Below are 18306 nucleotides of genomic sequence, written 5' to 3'. Positions count from 1 at the left end.
ACGGCCTCCCAACAAACTCTATTTATAACTAAACACACCATCCGCCACTCGATCATACTTCCAATACATCCATCCACCAAGAACCACGCATGGAACTACTACCACAGCCATTCCAAGAAACGCAGAACCAGGCGAGATATCATACAGGAATCCACCGATAAACGTCAGAATCGCGGTACTCAATCCCATACCCAACGACGTATACACTCCCTGGGCAGCCGGGATGTCTTTGCTCTCCAATTCTTCATAAATCAATCGCATAAATGCATAATGTGTCAATCCGAAGGTTAGAGAGTGAAAGATTTGGGTAAAGATGAACACAGGGGTGCTGGGGAACAGGAACAACAAAGTCCAACGCGTCACAGCAGCCCCTGCTGCAATCATAAACATAATGGAAATGCTCTTGCCTTTTAATAACCGATCTGAAAACGTAAAGAACAGAATTTCAGATAGAACGGCAACATTTAAAATAACACCTATATATAAAGAACTTACATCTAATTCCTTTAAATAAAGGACACCATAATTATAGTAAGAAGCATGAGCACCCTGAATCAACACGACAATCACCATTGCCCAGACAAACTTACGGGATTTCAGCAATCCGCGATACGAAAGCTTCTCCTGACCACGGGTCCCGCTCATGGACTGAGGCAGCTTCGCAAGAGAAGACAGTAATATCACCACAATCCCACCGAATAACAGATAAATCACGGCACCCTCGGTAAAAAGTGACGTCAAAAATCCAACCGCAAGCAGCGCAACCGTATATCCAATTGATCCCCACGAACGGCTCCGTCCATAATCGATGCCATCTTCCTTCATCATCACAGCCGCCATGCTCTCGACCATCGGAAGCAGCATCGGATAAACCAGACTGAATAACACCATACAAACCAATATCATCCCAAACGAATTCATTGGAAGGAACAACAGCAACGAAGCACCCGATATCAACACCAGCCATCGAGATAGCCGTCCCAACGAAACCGTCTGACTCAATCTAGGAAACAGGAAAAAGCTCGAAAACGACCGCGCAATCATCCCGACCGCAATCACCGTACTTGCCTCCGAAATGGAAAAGTCCTTACTTTCAACCAGCCACGCTGTCCAATAAGGTATGAAAATTCCCCAAGTGAAAAAAATCGCAAAGAACTGAACCGACAACCACGTCTGATTCTTCAAATCTATCAAAACTCCCTTTATGTAGACTGGAAATCCATTTACAAACATTGAGTCATTATATAGCAGTCCCATCACGAATACAACCAACTTAGCGACTATCTCTTTAGAACCAAAGAAAAATATGGTATTGTTACAATTCACTTACAAGTACTTGCAGGACATTTAGCCTAACACCTAGAAGAAAGTATCACAGTATAGCACATAGGGGGAGTATCATCATGCTGCGAAAAAAATCATTCACCATCATTGTGGGAAGCGTTCTGCTCCTAACGGCCATCGGAGTTTATATCGCCGTAGGTAGTTTAAACAATACCGGCACAACCGAAGATACAACCCAAACGGACGTTGTCTCGACCGCCGGTGTAGAAACCACTCCACCACAAACCAAAACAGGCAAAGAAAACCCATTCGGGGAAAAAGTAAAGACGCCGCTAAGTGAAGATCTGATCCAACAATACATACACGCGATGAGTCATCAAAAGGTTGAGGCAGATGAAAAATGGTCGTACTTTAAAATCACCGATGAACGAATCGATTACTTGCTTTCACAATTAGAGATTAACAAATATAAGCATGAACATACCTACAACGAAATCTTAGTAAGCTGGAAAGAAGGAGACTTTTCAGATGCAGTCAGCGATCATAATGCCGTTTGGAGAATGAGAAACGGGAATATCGGAAGAGCAACAGGATTGCTGTCGACTAAGGAAGAAAAGAAGTATATGGAGAGTCAGAAGAGAGAGAAGCGATAAATACTAAAAAAGAACCGGCTCATTGCAGACGGTTCTTTTTTAGTATTAATTAGATTGTTGCTGTTTCCTTTTCATTCTCAATCACTGCCAAACGCTCTGCCACTTCTTCCTCCGTCAAACCATGCTCTTTAATATAGCGGTTTTCAGGGCTCTTGCGGCACTCATCTGAGCAGCTTCTCATATATTTATGCTCGTTTTCTTCAGAGCAAAGGATTTTTCGGTTACAAGGCGGGTGCGCACAGTTTACGTAGCGTTCACAAGGTTCACCTGTGTAGAAGTCTTTCCCGACAACGACATGCTCTGTCTGGTTTACAGGAACACCGATACGCTCATCGAATACGTAAAGCTGACCGTCCCATAGCTGACCTTTAACTTCAGGGTCCTGGCCATAGGTGACGATTCCACCGTGAAGCTGAGCCACATCCTCAAAGCCTTCTTTCACTAACCAGCCTGAGAATTTTTCACAACGGATACCACCTGTACAATACGTGATGATTTTCTTGCCTTCCAGTTTATCTTTATTATCACGGACCCAATTCGGAAGATCACGGAAGTTTTTGATATCCGGCTTCACGGCTCCTCTGAAGTGTCCCAATTCATATTCATAGTCATTACGTGCATCAAGAAGAATCGTATCTTCCTGCTGGATTTGTTCAAAGAAATCTTTTGGTTCAAGGTATTTACCTGTGAGTTCATTCGGATTCACATCATCTTCAAGACGAAGTGTCACTAACTCTGGACGGTGCTTAACTTTCAATTTCTTGAAGGCATGACCGTCTGCTTCGTCGATCTTAAACACTGTGTCGGAGAAGTGAGGATCCTTTCTCATCGCTTCCATATATGCATCTGTCTGTTCAATCGTACCGGAACATGTTCCGTTGATTCCTTCAGATGAAATCAGGATGCGTCCCATAAGGCCAAGCTCCTCGCACAATTGCTTATGCTGGGCCGTAACCTCCTCGGGATTCTCAATGGCTACATAGTTGTAATACAGTAGTACTCGATAATTTTTCATGTTTATTTCCACCTATCGATATATATTTGCAAGATATAATCTTAGGATTCTGTTCCTTATTACTCTTACGATGTACTATTATAACAAATTTTTAAAGAAATGCATTATGTATGGTGGAGAAAAGCTGGGGATTGTGAGGAAAAAATGGTGGATTTTGGTTTTTCGGAGGGGGAGAGGTGCGCATAATCGGCTTTTCCGGAGTGTTATGGGCCGTATTTGAGATTTATCTGCCGTATTTCGGATTTACGTGCCATATTTGAAAATATATCTTCCATATTTTCATTTTATCTGCCAAAAATCTGATATATCTGCCACTTATCAATATACGACAAATTTCGCTCCCCTTTCAGGTCATCATCATAACCGAGAGATACAAGCATATAGATACATTAAATTTGAAAAAATTTGTTATTTTTGAAAGAATTAGAAGTGAGATGAAAAGTCTAATATAGGGGTTGTCAGTACATATGTATAGAAAAGTCATGCTGTTTTGTCTCTTAGTTGCTAGCCTGTTGGTCGCCGGATGTCAAGAAAAGCCTAAGCCTGATGATCGCTTGCAGGAATACGTCGATCTTTGGAATAAAGAAAAGTTCGATCATATGTTTGACGGGTATCTAAACACTTCCACTCAAGATTCGTTCAAAAAAGAAGATTTCGTCACGAGATACAAGGACATCTATGAAGATTTAGAAGTGAAGGATGTAAAAGTATCTTTTGAAAAGCCTGAAAAAGAAGTGGACTGGGACAAAGAAACAAAAGCGGAATTTCCTTTGACTATTTCGTTCAATACTTTGGCTGGTCAGGTTTCCTATGATAAAGAAATCACTTTAACAAAAGAAAAACAGGGTGAAGATGAAAATTGGTTTGTAGAATGGGAGCCTTCTTTTATCCTGCCGGAATTGGAAAAGGGAGATAAAGTAGGCGTAGAAAGTATTACCGCCAAGCGTGGAGATATACTTGACAGGAATCAACAGCCCCTTGCGATGAATGGAGAAGCATTTGAACTGGGGATCGTACCGAAAGAGTTTAACGAGAGTGACTTAAAGAAGCTTTCATCCCTGCTCGATATGCCAGCGGAATCCATTCAGGGTAAGCTTGATCAGAGCTGGGTGAAACCGGAATTTTTTGTGCCGATTAAAAAGATTGCCCTTACCGAGCGACCTTTAGCTCTGGAAGTTATTGAATTGGGCGGTCTGTACTCTAAGCGGGTGCCTGCAAGGGAATACCCATACGGAGAAGCGGCCTCCCATCTGACCGGATATATTGGAAAGCTGACTGCAGAAAAGCTGGAGAAACTAAAAGGTCAAGGCTATACAGCTCAGTCCTTAATGGGTCTCAGCGGTGCTGAAGAAGTATATGAAGATCAGTTACGAGGAAAAGATGGACAGCGGATTTATTTGAAAAAAGAAGAATCTGAAGAAGTAGTCACCGTTGCAGAACAACCGGTGGAAGATGGCAAAAACATCACCTTGACCATCGATGCCGAAATGCAAAAGAAGCTTTATGAACAGATGAAGAGTGAAACAGGAACAGCTGCCGCTCTTAATCCGCAAACAGGTGAAGCACTGGCCCTTGTCAGCACACCTGCTTATAATCCAAATGAGCTTGTACTGGGAATATCTTCTGAGAGGTATAAGAAACTTGCGGATGACCCGAAAAAGCCATTCCGTAATCGTTTCCCTATTGCTTATTCTCCCGGTTCAACCATGAAGGGGATCACCGCTTCCGTTGGATTGAAATCCGGAAAGTTAGATCCAAATAAAATCTATGATATTAAGGGGAAGAAGTGGCAAAAGGATGATTCTTGGGGAAATTACAAGGTCGTCCGTGTATTTGACAATGACAGTAAGGTTGACTTAGAAAGTGCGTTGAAATTCTCGGATAATATTTATTTCGCAAGAGTCGGGTTGGAGATGGGGGCAGAAACCTTTATCGCCGGTTTGAAAGACTTTGGTTTTGGTGAGGAGATCCCATCTTCCTATCCGATTTACAAATCACAGATTTCAAATGTCGGAACAATCTCCAAAGAGGTCCAACTGGCCAATTCAGCCTTTGGTCAAGGTGAAGTTCTCATGAGTATCGTACATCTTGCCAGCGCCTATGGCGGCATCATCAATGATGGAAACATGATGAAGCCGAGGCTTCTAATGGATGAAGAACATGAGGTTTGGAAGGAAAACTTACTGACGAAAGAACAAGCTGACATGCTGAAAACAGATTTGCGAAAAGTTGTCACGGAAGGAATTGCCGGAAAAGCGAGTGTAAAAGGGAAAGCAATCGCCGGTAAAACCGGTACGGCAGAAATCAAATCTGAACAGGGGACAACCGGGACTGAAAATGGATTATTTGTATCCTATGATCAAAATGACCCGACGATGCTCCTTGCCATGCTTCTTGAAGATGTAGAAGATGCGGGAGGTAGTACGCATACGGTAGAAGTGACGAAGAGATTTTATGATAGCTGGTGAAGTTGAAAGAAAATGAATCAAAAACGGTGAGCAGGCATAGTCTCACCGGTTTTTTTCTATTAAAGCTCCGCATTTTGACATCATGTTCCAACTCTCTCATTCACAACGATTCCGCTTTCAATATGTGCTATGATAGACAAAATAGCCCTTGAGGTTGAAATTCAACAGGAGTGATCAATTTGAATTTATTTTTAACGGGATCGACAGGTTTCCTTGGTGGAAGGCTCATCAAGAACCTTTTACAAAATAAAGTGAACGAAGTCTATATTTTAGTGAGAAATGTAGAGAAGGCTGAAAGATTAAGAGATTCCTTTGAAGCGGATGAGCAAAAGAGAATTCACATATTTCAAGGGGACATTACCATTCCCAATGCCGGCCTGAGCAGGGATGACCTTGAATGGTTAACGGGAAAAATTGATGCGGTTTATCACCTCGCTGCCCTGGTAAAGTTTGATTTGGAATTGCGTGATGAATTGTTTGCTGCTAATTACGATGGGACCAAGCATATTCTTGAATTGGCTTCACTTCTAGAAGTGAAGAAGTTTTATTATGTGAGTACGGCTTACACGGTCGGGAAGCTGAATAAAGGGATTGAAGAGCTCTATCCAACAAATGGAGAGTTCCATAATCCATATGAGGAGAGCAAAGTGAAATCGGAGCATCTTGTTTTTTCTTATCGAGACAAAATGGATGTGTCCATTTTCCGCCCGGCTATTATTGTAGGGGATTCTAAAACGGGGGAAGCGGACTCTCAATTCACACTGTACGGATTCATGCGTGCTCTCGGGGTGTTCAAGCGTAAGACGGCAAGGCGCAAGGGAGAAGAGCGGACCTACAGACTGGTTGCTGCGAAAAACGGTACTTCCAATCTTGTTCCAGTGGATTATGTTGCGGACATTCTAAGCCTGGCTCCAGAAAAAGCCCAAGCGAACAAAATCTATCATATTACGAATCCGAATCCTCCTGAGAACATCGAGCTTTTGAAGATGTTAAAAGAAGCTCTTCAATTTGAGAACTTATCGGTCGTTGAGAACACGGGTGAGTATGAGTTAGATGAAGAGGAAGTAAAGCTTAATACCTTGATTGATGTGTTCAAGGTGTATCTGGCAGGGGCGTTGACGTTTGATGATCGCAATACTCAAGACCTGATGAAAGGTACCGGGGTGTCCCATTTGGATATGTCGAATGAGACGATTGAGATGATCATACGGACGGGTTGCGAGCCTAACGGTGGGAAAGTTACGGTATAAACAGAATAAGCAAAGCCCCAATGGTAATAGCCATTGGGGCTTTGCTTTTTTATAGTGCGGTAACCAATCCGCCATCAACGACGAGGGATTGACCGGTTAAATAAGTGTTGGCGTCTGAAACTAAGAAGGTAATGGCCCGGGCAAATTCTTCAGGCTCGCCGTACCTTCCCATCGGAATCGCTTTTTCACTTTGCTTCTTAAATTCCTCATGAGAAACATTTTGTTTATCTGCGTTTAATTGATCCAACTGAGCCACTCGTTCTGTTGCGATTCTACCTGGACCCACCGTGTTGATAAGAATATGATCCTGGGCCAGTTCCCTTGATAAGCTCTTCGATAAGCCGACGATACCTGTTCTGAAGGTGTTGGATAGAATCAGACCATCAATTGCCTGCTTCGTGGAGGAAGAAGCGATATTGACGATCCGTCCGCCCTTATTCTTTTTCATATGGGGAATAACCTCTCTGATGGTCCGGATATAGCTGAGCAGGTTAAGCTCAAAGGCATATTGCCAGTCTTCATCATCGAATTGCTGGAAGCCCCCTGCAGGTGGACCTCCTGTGTTGTTGACGAGAATGTCGACTCCTCCAAGTTTATTTACCGCTGTTTCAACGAGTGCTTGAATGTCTCCTGGTTTCGTCATGTCACATGTTGCAAAATAGACTTGGTGATTCCCGGACAGTTCAATGATTTCTTTTGCAGTAGATTGAAGCTCTTCCTCATTTCGGCTTGAAATAAGCACGTGCGCTCCTTCTTTTGCAAGCTCGAGTGCCGTTGCTTTTCCTAATCCTTTACTGGAAGCAGTGACAATCACTGCTTTATTTTTTAAGCCAAAATCCATTAAAATCCACCTCGTTTAATTGGGAATATTGATCTCCTTATTCATCGGTTTACCCTTTCCTTGGTAATTCCAAAACAGAACAAAGACGAAGACAGTGAAGCCGATAAGGTCTGTCACCCAGCCGGGATAAATCAGGAGAAAAGCGGCTACAGCACTAATCAAGCGCATACTGACAGGGATTTTCTTTTTGAAATGGCCCTCAATGGAAACGGATAACAGGAACACTCCGATAACAGATGTTACGGTCAGGACAAGAATACTCGTAACAGATGCGTCCACCATCAGCATTTCATGGGAGAACACAAACATGAACGGAACGATAAATCCTGCAATGGCAAGTCTCATGGCCTGGAAACCGGTCTTAGTCGGATCACCGCCACTGATGCCTGCTCCGGCAAACGCTGCCAAGGCAACAGGCGGCGTGATATTTGCAAAGATTCCAAAGTAGAAAACAAACATATGAGCCACAAAAACCGCCGTTTCCGTCGACCCGGCCAATTCACGGAATAATGGCAGCTGTAAAAGGATCGGTGCTGCCATGGTACTCGTGATGATATAGGTTGGGATACTTGGTAAACCCATTCCCAGCACGATGGAAGTAACCATTGTCAGCAGTAACGTAATGACGAGCTGAAGAAGCGGGCTGTCAATCATTTCACCAATACCGACAATACTGTTTGCGAGCTCAAGTGCAACTCCAGTCAGTGAGGCAACTCCGACGACGATGCCGACAGCACCGCAGGCGACTGCCACCGGAATCGTCGTTTTCGCTCCTTCTTCCAGTGCTTGTACACAATCCTTTAAGCTGATTTCTTCAGCTTCCAGATCCATTGTTTTTCTAACGAGATTGATGACCAATGGTATTACCACGATCAACAGGAGTTCCCACCATCCGCTTTTAAGAGGAGGGATGCTTTCTCCTGACAGGACGCCATTGACCTGTGGTTGGAAAATGAAAAATACTCCGAGCAGGGTTGATAACGTCAGAACCTGCTTCGAACCGGAAATGATAATCGTTGCCAAAATCGACCAGAACGCAGCGTAGAACGGTGTTTTTCCTGAGAATAATAAGTACAGGAGAATCACCATCGGGATGATCAAATGTCCCCGTTCGGCCAAAACTGCTTTCACGGATGGAAGTTCTGATTTCGGTACCCCATGCAATCCTCGTTTGGAAGCTCTAAAGTGCACCTGAAGCAGGATACCGATGTAGAATAGCAGTGCTGGGATGATACCTGCCAAGATCACTTTGGTATAAGGAATATTCAGATTTTCTGCCATAATGAAGGCGGCTGCACCCATGATGGGAGGGAGGATCTGCCCACCGACACTTGCCGCTGATTCAACCGCTCCTGCAAATTCTTTCTTATAGCCGATTTTTTTCATCAATGGAATGGTGAAAGCCCCTGTTGTCACGACATTGGCAACAGCCGAACCATTAATGGAACCGAGAAATCCACTGGCGATAACGGCAACTTTAGCAGGCCCGCCTTTTGTATGACCAGCGACTGCCAGTGCAAGGTCATTGAATAATTTCCCCATGCCGGAGCGGCTAAGGAATGCTCCAAACAAGATAAAGAGAATGATGTAGCTTGCCGAGACGCCGATCGCTGTACCAAGGATCCCCTCCGTAATGTAAACAAGCTGGGAAGTCATTTTCTTTGTCACAGTCAATGTGATTTGAGAATTCAATTCCGGATAGATGGCCAGCTTTACATAGAGACCATAGATTAAAAATCCAAGGGCAAGAAGGGTCAAGCCCCATCCGGTCACACGCCTTGTCAGTTCGAGAAGAAGGACAATGACGAGTATCCCGACGATGAAATCGGTATCGTTGATTTGTCCCCCCATTTTAATGATGCGCTCCGCACTGAATAACAGATAAATACCAACGAATAAGGACAACCCGCTTAAGATATAGTCATAAAATGGAACAGGGTGGCCTTTCTTTTTACTAATAATAGGGTACAGGATAAATCCAATCGCCATTAAGCCATATAAGTGGATGCTTCGCTGCTTTACATCGACTAATGCACCTGCATAAGACGTGTATAAGTGGAAGAGTGCAATCCCGGCTGCCACTACTAAAATAAATATACCGATCACCTTGGGGAACTGGCTTCTCGTATTTCCCTCCCGATCCAACTCTTCCACAGATGTGTTCTTTTGTTTTCTCATCATGAGTCACCTCGCTTAATCATTAACAATCATATAAATCAGTTGATACATAGGGACGGACCTCACCGATAATTGGTAGGACCGCTGAGAATCGAGTACTAGAGTTTGTTCATTGAATGAAATTCGATGATTCGTATTCTTACCTGTCTGGAAGCGCAATGAGTCTCCAATCGATTGATGGATATTCGTCATATACACCCATCCGTCTTTAATATATGTGTCTTCGCCTGCATGGTCCGGAACACCGGCACCAAACGTTTTGAAACGGGTGGAGGTCAAGGTGATGGTAGTATCTTTAATGTGAAAAAATTCTTCCCAATCTTCTTTTTCAACAGAATGTGTCCAGCGGATGGATACTTCCTTTTGGTTGAAAACAGGCTGCACGACTATATTTTTATTCTCATAGGATAAGATGATCGTGTTCATCGGGACAATGGCGAGAAGGGTAAGAAGGAGAAGGGCAGAGGCGCCCAGAATTCTTTTTCTCATAGATAGAATGAAAAGGGCACCAGGATTGATGCCCTTTCTCTATTATTCCAGTAATCCTTTTTCTTCATAAAACTTCTTCGCTCCCGGGTGCAGGGGAGTTATGAGACCCTTCGCCATTTCATCCCGGTTGACTTCTTTAAGCGGTGCAACCGCAACTGCGTCTGTTCCTAAGTAGTCGTAATAACGTTTTGTTAAGTCGTATACTGTGTCTTCACTTACATCCTTCGATACAATCAGCATATTTTGAATCCCGACGGTTTCAACTTTTGAATCCAGGTTATATTTTGCCTCGTCTCCTGACTCAATCGTAAATGTTTTATAGAACGGATATTTCTCCATTAGCTTATCAGCAAGATCTCCTTTGATTTCAACAAACGATACATCATTTTGCTGCATAAGGTCTGTAATATTGCTGTTCGGTACACCTGAAGTGAAAAATGCAGCGTCAAGTGTGCCATTTTTCATTTCCTGTACTGAATCCGCGTACCCTGTGTGAGTGACTTTTTCAAGGTCATCATACGTTAAGCCGGCCGCTTCCAATACTTTCTTAGCGCTCTGTTCCACGCCGGAACCTACCTGGCCTACTCCCACTTTCTTACCCTTTAAATCTTCAATACTCTTAATTCCGCTATCAGACATAGCGACTACCTGTACAACGTTTTGGTACATGCCCGCAAGCGCCTGAACCTCTACTTTATTGCCTTCGAACTGTCCTTTTCCTTCTACTGCATCATAAGCAACATCACTCATGACAATCGCCATTTGATTTAGACCGTCTGTAATGTTCTGGATATTGGCTACAGAAGCTCCTGTCGATTCTACTGTTACATTCCCGATCGAATCACTTTCCTCGAAAATTGGTTTAAGTGATCCGCCAATCGCATAATAAGCACCGGACGTTCCACCTGTCCCAAATACGATTGATTGGCTGGAAGAGTCATCGCCACTGCTTGAATCGTCTCCGCTTGCACCATCACTGCCACATGCCGCCAATAATAATGAAATGATGGCTACCATCGAAATCCATTTTAATTTTTTCATCGTTTCGTCCTCCTTTACGTTACCTATTAAATATGGTAACGCTTACATGTTAAAATGAGAATATTTAGAACTTAAAGGACGTTTTGGTCTTTTTGGTCTGGGAGTGCGATTAAGGAGAATAAAAAAGAATGAGGCATCCACCTTTCGCCTCATTCTTATTTACTGCCATTGATATCGATTGATTGGACGCCCAATTCCACCGTACTCGATCATGATTTGAACCTGGCCTGATTTCTGTAAATAGTCTAAATATCTTCGGGCTGTTACACGGGCGATGCCGATTCCTTCAGCGGTTTCTTCTGCTGATAAGGGGCTTTTTTGGTCTTTTATAAATTGAATGATCTGCTGTAACGTTTGCTGGTTCAATCCTTTTGGTAATTCTTCTTTCTTTTCCTGTGGTTCAATGGGGGAGGGAACACCCTGAAGCTGATCTAATTCCTGCTGTCCCACGGGTCCCTCTCCTGTCATTCGGTGTTTGAACATTTGGTATTTCTCAAGAGCTTGTTTCAATCGTTCAAACTTGAAAGGCTTAATGATGTAATCGAATACTCCTAATCTCATCATCATCTTGATGGTTTCTTTATCCTGTGCAGCAGATATGACAATCACATCCACGTCTGTATCCTGCTGCCGGAAAGCTTGTAAGGTTTCAAGACCATTTTGTTTAGGCATAAAGTTATCCAGAAGGACAAGGTCAGGCTGATAGAAAGAAACCTTCTCCGCACCTTCCTGTCCATTTCCCGCAATGGCACACACTGTAAAGCCCGGTACACGTTCTATGAACATTCGATTGACTTCCTGAACCATGGGATCGTCTTCAATAAGTAATACGTTAATCGGTTCCTTCATGATTGTTCCCTCCATTCATTGGAAAAGTAAGTTGGAATAACGTCCCTTCACCAGGGGTTGACTCCACTTTAATATGACCATCTGCTTTCTCTATAATGCTATGAATCAAGTAGAGTCCGATTCCTGAGCCATTTTTTCCTTTGGTAGTGTATCCTTTTTGAAATAAGTGGGGAAGCTGTTCTTTCGTCATTCCTGCTCCATTATCTTCTATTTCAATATGAAAAGTGTCCAGATCTTCTTTTAAATAGACATGAATGACCTTGGTATATTCTTCAGAATCTTTTAGGGCATAAAAGCTATTTTCAATCAGGTTACCTAAGATAATGACAAAATCATGTTCATCTAGAAGAGGGGGAAGGAATGATAGATAGCTATCGGGATCGATCTTTACTTCTATCCCCATTTCATTTCCTCTCCTGATCTTGCCTAATAGTAATCCTGTCAAACTATCAAGCTTGATCTGCCGTGTCAGGGAGGTGGTGAGATTTTCCTCTTCTTGAGAGGATAGAAAGATATAATCGAGAGCTTTCTCTCCTTCTTCTAATTGAATCAGACCGGCAACGGTATGTAATTTATTCTGGTGTTCGTGATTTTGGACCCTCAATGCCTCAACGAATTCTTTCACTCCAGTCAGCTCTTCTGCCAGTTGAGTCATCTCCGTTCGATCCTGAAACACGGCGACGGCTCCGACAATGTCCCCGTTTACCAGAATAGGAACCCTGGAGCTTAATACGATCTTATTCTCTAATCTCATTTCCTCATGATAAATCGGTTCCTTCTTGTGTAACACGTCCGGTAATTTTGAAGAAGGAAGTACCTCTTGAATGGATTTTCCGGTTGGATCTCCATTTAACACCAATATATCTTTGGCTTTCTCATTAAAGACGGTGATCCTTTTTTGATTATCAATGGCAATGATCCCTTCATTCATGGCTTGAAAAGTAGCGGTCCTTTCCACCAGAAGTTTTCCAATTTCATGAGGTTCCAAGTGAAATGTATCTTTCTTTATTTGTCTTGCCAGTAACCAAGAACCAATGATGCCGAACAGGAGAGTGATGGCACCTATAATGATGAGTTCATTTTGGAGATTCCTTATTATATCGAGTGTAGAAGGGAGCAGGATGCCTACAATGACCACACCTATTTGTTGGTGCTGATCGTTCATGATCGGAACGAACCCCCTGACCGCCGTACCGATTTCCCCCTTAGCTGTCGTCACATAACTATGCTCGGCAAAAGCAGGACCTTCATCCTTTCCGGCAGAAATGATCCCAAGCTGCTCATCAGACGGGTGTGAGTAACGGATCCGGTTCATATTGAGGACGACGATATAGTCAGAGCCATTTACAGTCCTGATATTTTCTACAATGGGCTGGATTTCACCCCATCCTCCGGAATCCTCGAGATGGCTTTGTACAGTTGGAAGATTCGCTACTGTTCTAGCTGTAATAAGTGCCTGGTTTCCTAACTCTTCTTTCTTCATTTCAATCGCTTTTCCTACAAATATAATAAATCCAATGATTAGCGCAAACAGGACTACACCAAAGGATAATATCGTCATTTTCCAACGGATGGGCATTTGTTTTCGATTCATTCTGAATATTCCTTCCTCTTCATTCAAAGTTATTGTACCATTTTTAATAGAACGGAGAGAGGGGAGGTCCCATAATGAAAACATTTTTCTTTATAGGGTTGTTTATTTTAACAGGAATTGCTACAGCCTATTTTGTTGGATTTCAATCTCAGACCGGCTTTACCTGGGAATATGATGACGATCAAGAAAAGCTGAAAGATGGCATCGTCATTAAAGTCAGTCATGTTGTTTCCGAAAACACACCGAAAGGAAAAGCAATCAGGCGTTTTAAAGCACTAGTAGAAAAGAATACCAAGGGAAAAGTGAAGGTTGAAATCTACCCAAACGGCTCGCTCTATTCGGATATTAGTGAATGGAATGCCCTTGAAAATAATAATGTTCAAATGATTATCCCTGCCACGTCTAAAGTCTCTGCTTATGTTCCTGAGTATAGTGTGTTCGACTTACCCTTTGCGTTTAATAGTTATGAAGATGTTTAACGGGCATTTGAGGGGAATATAGGAGATATATTACTTAAAAAGGTAGAAAAACAAGAAAACGTGAAGGGGATTACCTTTTGGTATAACGGATTTAAACAAATCACCAATAGTCAGCGACCCTTGATCAGGCCGGGTGATTTCAATCGGCTCCACTTCCGTACAATGCCGGGTGAGGTGATAAAAGATCAATATCAAAGGATGGGGGCTGCCGTAAGTCACCTGCCTTTTAATAAAACATACGAGAACTTAGAAGTAGGATTTATAGATGGACAGGAAAATACCATTTCGAATATTTACTCCAAGAAGCTTTATGACCATCAATCCTACCTTACTGTCAGCAATCATACTTATTTAGGCTATGTTGTATTAATGAACGAAGAATTTTGGGAGGACTTGCCTGAAGAATACCGGGTGGAAATTGAAGAAGCGATGAAGCAAACGACTGAATGGATCCGCCGGCATGCCATAGAAATCAATGATGACCATATGCGTGAATTAAAGAGAAATACTGATTTGGATATTCACATTCTGTTGAATTCGGAAAAAGAAGAGTGGATGAAGAAGCTGGCTCCTATGTATAAAGAATACAAAGATGAAATAGGGAAGGAATTAATGAGGGAGATTGAATGAAAAGTGGTCAGGTATGTGATTGGTGGTTAATGCTGAAGTTTATCTAAGAGGAAAGAGTGGGAGTGAAAAGTTTTGGTTATTGCTCCATTCCCACTCGTCGTTTTACTTTATGAAGTTCCTTTTTGTGATCCCAGTTTTCTTTTATCAGAATCGTGATGTTATCCTGGGTGTCTTGTTGATTTTCTTCGAGGACGGTCATTCTGGATTCAAGCTTGACCATACGGGTTTCTAATTTCGTCATGCGTTCATTCATGTTGTTTTCAAATCGAGTCATCTGCCCTTGCAACTCTCTAACGGCTTGTAAAATCTGATCCAAGTTATTTGTAACCTCCTTTTCACCCGAGTATAACAAAGAATTTGGGAATGCTGCCTTCATAATCACTGGAAAAAATCTTCCCCAACGGATACGGTTTTGCTATTAAATATGGTAATATAAGAAAATGTAAAGAGAGAAATCAATGATGACTATTACATAGAGTTAGGAGAATGATGATGAGTAAAACACTTATTTTCGGACACAAAAATCCAGATACAGATACGATCACGTCTGCACTCGTATATGCTGATTTGAAGACAAAAATCGGGATGGACGTTGAGCCTGTACGTTTAGGTGAAGTCAACGGTGAAACCCAATATGCCCTTGACTACTTTAACGTTGACGCACCTCGTTTGGTTGAAAAGGTTGCCGGTGAAACCGACACGGTTATCCTTGTCGACCATAATGAGCGCCAGCAAAGCGCGGAAGACATCGAAGAAGTACGCGTTCTTGAAGTCATCGACCACCACCGCATCGCAAACTTTGAAACGGCAGATCCTTTATACTACCGTGCAGAGCCGGTTGGTTGTACGGCAACGATCTTAAACAAGATTTACAAGGAAAAAGGAGTAGAGGTAACGAAGGAAATGGCTGGATTAATGCTTTCAGCGATCATCTCAGATTCTCTATTATTTAAATCTCCAACCTGTACTGATGAAGACGTAGCAGCAGCGAATGAACTGGCTGAAATCGCTGGTGTTGATGCTCAAGTGTACGGATTGGACATGTTAAAAGCCGGTGCGAACATGAGCACGAAATCCGTGGCGGAGCTTGTAACCCTTGATGCGAAAGAATTCTCAATGGGCAACGCGAAGGTGGAAGTGGCTCAAATCAACGTTGTCGATGTGAATGACGTATTCGGACGTCAAGCGGAAGTGGAAGCTGCGATGGAAACAATGATCAAAGAAAAAGGATTGGATCTTTTCTTACTTGTTGTGACTGACATTCTGGAGAATGACTCAACGGCATTGGCTCTTGGAAGCAAAACTGCGGAAGTGGAAAAAGCATTCAATGTAACACTTCAAAACAATACAGCCCTATTAAAAGGCGTTGTATCACGTAAGAAGCAGATCGTACCTGTGTTGACGGATGCGATGAAATAAGAAAGAATTGAGAGGAGCAGTCTTTTGGCTGCTTCTTTTTTTTCGACAAAAAACGGGAGGTGCCTGTGGCCCATGACCATGAATTTTAAAAAAATCCACCACATCGCAATCATCTGCTCAGATTACCATCTTTCAAAAGACTTTTATGTCAACAAACTTGGTTTTGAAATAAAACAAGAAATCTACAGGGAAGAAAGAGACTCATACAAACTGGATTTAGCGCTAAATGGAGAATACGTCATCGAACTATTTTCATTCCCTGACGCACCGGTCCGCCCAAGTTATCCGGAAGCTCAAGGGTTACGCCATTTAGCATTTGAAGTAGAGGATATTGAGGAGAGTGTAAGACGTTTAAATGAAAAGGATATTGAAACAGAAGAAATAAGACTAGATCCATATACTCATAAACGTTTCACTTTCTTTGAGGATCCCGATGGACTTCCACTAGAAATATATGAAAGCGAGTAGAGGTCCGTCCCTAAAAAAAGAGCACTTCCCACAAGGAGAAGTGCCGTCCAAAGGTATTGTAATTTGTCGTTAGGTATATTAAACCACAGATTGTGAACGCATGTATTGTCGTTGTGGCACGATTTTAGTTGATATATAGAGGCATTTCTTATGAATATCTCTGTTATCTTTATATTTATTAAAATATTAATATTGGTGAAATGGGGTGCCAGGCACAGAACCTCTTTTTTGTGCCTGGCACCATTCATGTATCATCATTAGAATGCAAGGTCCGTCCCTCAAAAAAAAGAGCACTTCCCACAAGGAGAAGTGCTGTCCAAAGGTATTGTAATTTGTCGTATGTATATTAAAGCACAGATTGTGAACGCATGTATTGTCGTTGTGGCACGATTTTGGCTGATATATAGAGGCATTTCTTATGAATATCTCTGTTATCTTTATATTTATTAAAATATTAATATTGTGAAATGGCTCCCAGGCATGGAACCTCTATTGTGTGCCTGGCACCCTTTGCGTATAGTCAATTGAATGCGAGGTCCGTCCCTCAAAAAAAAGAGCACTTCCCACAAGGAGAAGTGCCGTCCAAAGGTATTGTAATTTGTCGTTAGGTTTATTAAAACATAGATTTAAAATGTATGTATTGTCGCTCTACGGGCTTGAGAGGACACGTGTGAGGATTTCCCTAAAAAAATTGCTTGTTTTCTGTTAAAATATAAATATATTAATATTTTCTGGGTGGTGAGACTGTGGATTATTCTGTTATTGGGAAAAAAATTAAAGAGCTAAGAAAAGTAGTTGGATTGACTCAAGGTGAATTAGCAGACGGGATTTGTACCCAAGCTCTCATCAGTCGAATTGAAAAAGGAGACATTTATCCAAGCGCTACTTCTCTCTATCAAATTTCAAAGAAACTCGGAGTGGATGTTAACTATTTCTTTGAAATTGGGACGACTCCCCGTCTTGATTACATAAAAGAGGTTGAGCGTCAATTGCGTAAATTAAGAATCAAGCACAGATATACAGAAATGATGGAGATGGTGGCTGCAGAAGAAAACAACCCACTCTTTAAAGAAGAGGCTAATCTTCAGCTTCTTTATTGGCATAAAGGAATCTATAAATTTGAGGTTGAGCATAACTGGGAGGATGCTTTTCCACTACTGGAAAAAGCATTTTCCCTGACAGCAAATAGTAAGAAAGCATTGTCAGAAAGGGAGATGGAGATTCTTCTTGCTTTTGGTGCCTTCTATTTTGGTATGGAAAAATATCAAGAAGCTCTTGATTACTATGAGGAAGTCAGAGGAGCTATAAATACTACCGGGCAACTAAATGATAAATCAATTAAAACACGCTTGCTATACAATATTGCAAGGGTCTTAACACGATTAGGAAATTACAAGGACTCCATAAAGTATTGTAAGGAAGCGATAAAATGGTGTATTGAAGAAGAGCATTTGTACGGTTTAGGACAGCTGCATTATCATATTGGGTATAATTTTGAGTTGGAAGAGAATTACGAACAAGCCTTACTTTATATTAAAAAATCGATTTTGATCTTTGAAATGCTTGAAAATGATGAGCATTTAACTTATTTGACAAACAAAATAGAGGAGATATCTCAAAAAACACTCTCATAAATGTCTTTTATTTT

General features: G+C 42.0%; 15 protein-coding genes and 1 pseudogene. 7 read left to right on the top strand and 9 right to left on the bottom strand.

Annotated features, from left to right (window positions below; all coding sequences use genetic code 11):
• Window positions 1-18: 18 nt before the first annotated feature.
• On the bottom strand, window positions 19-1185 hold the full coding sequence (locus ACFQWC_RS15815; protein ID WP_377108406.1) for a 3-phenylpropionate MFS transporter: 1167 nt from the start codon (window positions 1183-1185) through the stop codon (window positions 19-21).
• 218 nt (window positions 1186-1403) lie between these two features.
• Between ACFQWC_RS15815 and ACFQWC_RS15810 the strand changes: the two genes are divergently transcribed.
• Window positions 1404-1937, top strand: a complete 534-nt coding sequence (locus ACFQWC_RS15810) for a DUF6241 domain-containing protein (RefSeq protein WP_377108404.1) — start codon at window positions 1404-1406, stop codon at window positions 1935-1937.
• Between the two features lie 49 nt (window positions 1938-1986).
• Here ACFQWC_RS15810 and trhO read toward each other — a convergent pair whose 3' ends face one another.
• Complete coding sequence (trhO, locus tag ACFQWC_RS15805; protein ID WP_299742992.1) at window positions 1987-2952, bottom strand: oxygen-dependent tRNA uridine(34) hydroxylase TrhO; 966 nt, start codon at window positions 2950-2952, stop codon at window positions 1987-1989.
• Window positions 2953-3419: 467 nt separating this feature from the next.
• Here trhO and ACFQWC_RS15800 point away from each other — a divergent pair, with 467 nt between their 5' ends.
• Window positions 3420-5420 (top strand): penicillin-binding transpeptidase domain-containing protein, encoded by a 2001-nt coding sequence (locus tag ACFQWC_RS15800; RefSeq protein WP_377108402.1) that lies wholly within the window; start codon window positions 3420-3422, stop codon window positions 5418-5420.
• 179 nt (window positions 5421-5599) lie between these two features.
• On the top strand, window positions 5600-6670 hold the full coding sequence (locus tag ACFQWC_RS15795; protein WP_377108400.1) for an SDR family oxidoreductase: 1071 nt from the start codon (window positions 5600-5602) through the stop codon (window positions 6668-6670).
• A gap of 49 nt (window positions 6671-6719) precedes the next feature.
• Here the strand turns inward: ACFQWC_RS15795 and ACFQWC_RS15790 are convergent, their stop codons facing one another.
• The 6 genes from ACFQWC_RS15790 to ACFQWC_RS15765 form a co-directional block, all read right to left on the bottom strand.
• Entirely contained in the window at window positions 6720-7511 is a 792-nt protein-coding gene (locus tag ACFQWC_RS15790; RefSeq protein WP_377108398.1) for an SDR family oxidoreductase, read from the bottom strand.
• Between the two features lie 15 nt (window positions 7512-7526).
• A complete protein-coding gene (locus ACFQWC_RS15785; RefSeq protein WP_377108396.1) occupies window positions 7527-9689 on the bottom strand; it encodes a TRAP transporter permease in 2163 nt (720 codons plus the stop codon).
• Between the two features lie 15 nt (window positions 9690-9704).
• Window positions 9705-10178, bottom strand: a complete 474-nt coding sequence (locus ACFQWC_RS15780) for a DUF1850 domain-containing protein (RefSeq protein WP_377108394.1) — start codon at window positions 10176-10178, stop codon at window positions 9705-9707.
• Between the two features lie 42 nt (window positions 10179-10220).
• On the bottom strand, window positions 10221-11219 hold the full coding sequence (locus ACFQWC_RS15775) for a TAXI family TRAP transporter solute-binding subunit (RefSeq protein WP_299743007.1): 999 nt from the start codon (window positions 11217-11219) through the stop codon (window positions 10221-10223).
• 159 nt (window positions 11220-11378) lie between these two features.
• Complete coding sequence (locus ACFQWC_RS15770) at window positions 11379-12071, bottom strand: response regulator (RefSeq protein WP_377108524.1); 693 nt, start codon at window positions 12069-12071, stop codon at window positions 11379-11381.
• Window positions 12052-13662, bottom strand: coding sequence for an ATP-binding protein (locus ACFQWC_RS15765; protein ID WP_299743012.1), 1611 nt, complete (start codon window positions 13660-13662; stop codon window positions 12052-12054). The genes ACFQWC_RS15770 and ACFQWC_RS15765 overlap by 20 nt, the downstream gene beginning before the upstream one ends.
• A gap of 74 nt (window positions 13663-13736) precedes the next feature.
• Here ACFQWC_RS15765 and ACFQWC_RS15760 point away from each other — a divergent pair.
• Window positions 13737-14771, top strand: a pseudogene (locus ACFQWC_RS15760) (DctP family TRAP transporter solute-binding subunit).
• Between the two features lie 76 nt (window positions 14772-14847).
• On the opposite strand, the gene ACFQWC_RS15755 reads toward ACFQWC_RS15760, so the two are convergent.
• Window positions 14848-15087: a hypothetical protein gene (locus ACFQWC_RS15755; protein ID WP_299743018.1), complete on the bottom strand. Its 240-nt coding sequence runs from the start codon at window positions 15085-15087 to the stop codon at window positions 14848-14850.
• 176 nt (window positions 15088-15263) lie between these two features.
• On the opposite strand from ACFQWC_RS15755, the gene ACFQWC_RS15750 reads away from it, so the two are divergent.
• The 3 genes from ACFQWC_RS15750 (at window position 15264) to ACFQWC_RS15740 (ending at window position 18292) form a co-directional block, all read left to right on the top strand.
• A complete protein-coding gene (locus ACFQWC_RS15750) occupies window positions 15264-16190 on the top strand; it encodes a manganese-dependent inorganic pyrophosphatase (RefSeq protein ID WP_299743020.1) in 927 nt (308 codons plus the stop codon).
• Between the two features lie 78 nt (window positions 16191-16268).
• Window positions 16269-16658, top strand: a complete 390-nt coding sequence (gene gloA2 / locus ACFQWC_RS15745; protein WP_377108522.1) for an SMU1112c/YaeR family gloxylase I-like metalloprotein — start codon at window positions 16269-16271, stop codon at window positions 16656-16658.
• A gap of 746 nt (window positions 16659-17404) precedes the next feature.
• Window positions 17405-18292 carry a helix-turn-helix domain-containing protein gene (locus ACFQWC_RS15740; RefSeq protein ID WP_299743022.1) on the top strand — a complete coding sequence of 296 codons (888 nt, stop codon included), beginning with the start codon at window positions 17405-17407 and terminating at the stop codon, window positions 18290-18292.
• The last annotated feature ends 14 nt before the right edge of the window (window positions 18293-18306 follow it).

It is taken from the genome of Rossellomorea sp. GCM10028870, assembly GCF_042666755.1.
Lineage (GTDB): Bacteria > Bacillota > Bacilli > Bacillales > Bacillaceae_B > Rossellomorea.
Note: the sequence above shows the minus strand (reverse complement) of the source record. Positions and strands in the feature narration are given on the sequence as shown.